At 68.0% G+C, this 2,550-nt stretch carries 2 protein-coding genes and 1 tRNA gene; all 3 read right to left on the bottom strand.

What is annotated here, in order from left to right:
• Position 1: 1 nt before the first annotated feature.
• A tRNA-Gln gene (locus DWB68_RS15610) sits at positions 2–73 on the bottom strand.
• 81 nt (positions 74–154) lie between these two features.
• Positions 155–889, bottom strand: coding sequence for an HAD family hydrolase (locus DWB68_RS15605; RefSeq protein WP_119426032.1), 735 nt, complete (start codon positions 887–889; stop codon positions 155–157).
• On the bottom strand, positions 882–2,390 hold the full coding sequence (gene gltX / locus DWB68_RS15600; protein ID WP_119426031.1) for a glutamate--tRNA ligase: 1,509 nt from the start codon (positions 2,388–2,390) through the stop codon (positions 882–884). The genes DWB68_RS15605 and gltX overlap by 8 nt, the downstream gene beginning before the upstream one ends.
• Positions 2,391–2,550 lie beyond the last annotated feature (160 nt).

Here is a 2,550-nt window from a genome sequence, read left to right as displayed (position 1 = left end):
GCTGGGATACCAGGACTCGAACCTAGAATGACGGTACCAGAAACCGTAGTGTTGCCAATTACACCATATCCCAATGGCTTTCCTCCGGGCCGAAGGGCCGGTGGACAAGCCACTACTTTACCGGATCTCCCCGGCGCTACCAAATCGGGCCGATCTAGCCCACCTGCGCCCGCGCCCAGGCGAGGGCGGCACCCAGTCCCGGCGCGCCGTCGTGCTCCGGATGCCGGCCCCAACGGTCCACCAACAGCGCGGGAAGTCCCGCCGCCCTGGCACCCTCCACATCGTGGCCGGGGTTGTCCCCCACCATCAAGGTCGTGGCCGGGTCCGTGCCGAGCGCCGCGACGCCGGCCAGGTACGAACGCGGATCGGGCTTGGGCGCGCCGGCCGTGTCCGAGCCGATGACCACTCCGATCCGCCCCAGGCCGCTCTTGGCGAGCTTGGCGCGCTGATAGGCCTCGACGTTGTTCGTCACCACGCCGTACGGCACGCCGAGCTCATCCAAGGCATCCAGCACGGGGAGCACGTCGTCGAAGGCTCGCCACCCGCGCACCACGGCCTCCTCGAAGGCGCTCGAGAAGCTGGCGACGTCCTGTGCCGGCTCGCGGCCGAACACGGCTAGGGCCTCCCCCAGCCGCAGGTGGCGCTGCGTGTCGAAGTCCAGTTCGCCGCGCACGTAGGCGTCGTAGTACCCGGCCGCGTCCACCGAGAAGTGTTCGGCAAAGGCGGCCAGCTCGCCGTCTTCCAGGCCCCGCAGCTCGGGCGCCGCGGCGCTCAACAGGGCCTCGCGCATGGCCGTGCGCAGGTCGACGAGCGTGTCGTCCAGGTCAAACAGGACGCCAACGGCGCCGGTGGTGACCGGCGCCGTCGGGGAGATGCTCTGCTCAGGCATGGTTGGCGCGGAAGGCGCGCAGTCGCGTGAGGGAGGATTCCTTGCCGAGGATCTCCAGCGACTCGAAGAGCGGCGGGGAGATGCGGTTGCCGGTCACGGCCGAACGAACCGGGCCGAAGGCCAGGCGCGGCTTGAGGCCCAGGCCGTCGATCAGAGCGGCGCGCAGGGCGGCCTCGATGTGCTCGGTGGTGAACTCCTCGGTGGCCTCCAGCGCGGAGATCGCGGCGTCGACGACCTCACCCAGGTTCTCGGGGAGCTTCTTCAGGGCGTCCTCGGAGACCGTCAGATCCGCGTCCTCGGTGAAGAGGAAGCGCAGCAGCTCGGGCACCTCGCCCAGCAGCTGGACGCGCTCCTGCACGAGAGGAGCGGCGGCGGTGAGCACCTCGGCCTGGCGCTCGGTCAGCTCCTCCTCCACGAGCCCGGCGGCGCGCAGATAGGACACGGTGCGCTCGCGGAAGACCTCGGGGGCCAGGCGGCGGATGTGGGTGCCGTTGATGGCCTCGGCCTTCTTCAGGTCGAACTTAGCGGGGTTGCCGAGCACGTCCTTGATGTCGAAGTGCTCCACCATCTCCTCGAGGGTGAAGATGTCCTCGTCGGCGGAGAGCGACCAGCCGAGCAGGGCCAGGTAGTTGTCCAGGCCCTCCTTGATGAAGCCCATGTCGCGCAGGTTGAACAGGCTCGACTCGGGATCGCGCTTGGAGAGCTTCTTGTTGCCTTCGCCCATCACGTAGGGAAGGTGGCCGAAGAGCGGCAGGAACTCGGCCACGCCGATCTCGATGAGCGCCTTGTACAGGGCCACCTGACGCGGGGTCGAGGAGAGCAGGTCCTCGCCGCGCAGCACGTGGGTGATGCCCATGAGGGCGTCATCCACCGGGTTCACGAGCGTGTAGAGCGGCTTACCGTTGCCGCGCACCACCACGTAGTCCGGAACCGAACCGACGGGGAAGGTGATCTCGCCGCGCACGAGGTCGTTGAAGGTGATGTCCTCGTCCGGCATGCGCAGGCGCAGCACGGGGACGCGACCCTCGGCACGGAAGGCGGCCTTCTGCTCCTCGGTGAGGTTGCGGTCGAAGTTGTCGTAGCCGAGCTTCGGGTCCTCGCCCTTGGCGCGGTGGCGGGCCTCGACCTCGTCCGGCGTGGAGAAGTCCTCGTAGACGTGGCCGCCGGCCACGAGCTTCTCGATGACCTCGGCGTAAATCTCGCCGCGCTCGCTCTGACGATACGGCGCGTGGGGGCCACCCACGCGCACGCCCTCGTCCCAGTCGATGCCCAGCCACTGCAGGGCGTCGATCACCTGGTTGAACGACTCCTCCGAATCGCGCGCGGCGTCCGTGTCCTCGATGCGGAACACCAGCTTGCCACCGGTGTGGCGGGCGTAGGCCCAGTTGAACAGGGCCGTGCGGACCATGCCAACGTGAGGGGTGCCGGTGGGCGAAGGGCAGAAGCGCACGCGCACCGGCGTGGAGTCAGAAACGGTGGGGAGAGAGGCGGTGAAGCTCATGGTTCACCATTCTACGCGGGAGACTGGCTCCCCATGCAGCCCGCGTGTGGAGTATGCATGCTGCGTGCACGGGACACTGACACGGGCCTTAACCCCTGATCTTGGACACTCGGATTCCAGCACGATGCTGGGGAAGCGAGAATCTAGGACATGGCGAGGA

It is taken from the genome of Galactobacter valiniphilus, assembly GCF_003575975.1.
GTDB classification, from domain to species: Bacteria; Actinomycetota; Actinomycetes; order Actinomycetales; family Micrococcaceae; genus Galactobacter; species Galactobacter valiniphilus.
Note: the sequence above shows the minus strand (reverse complement) of the source record. Positions and strands in the feature narration are given on the sequence as shown.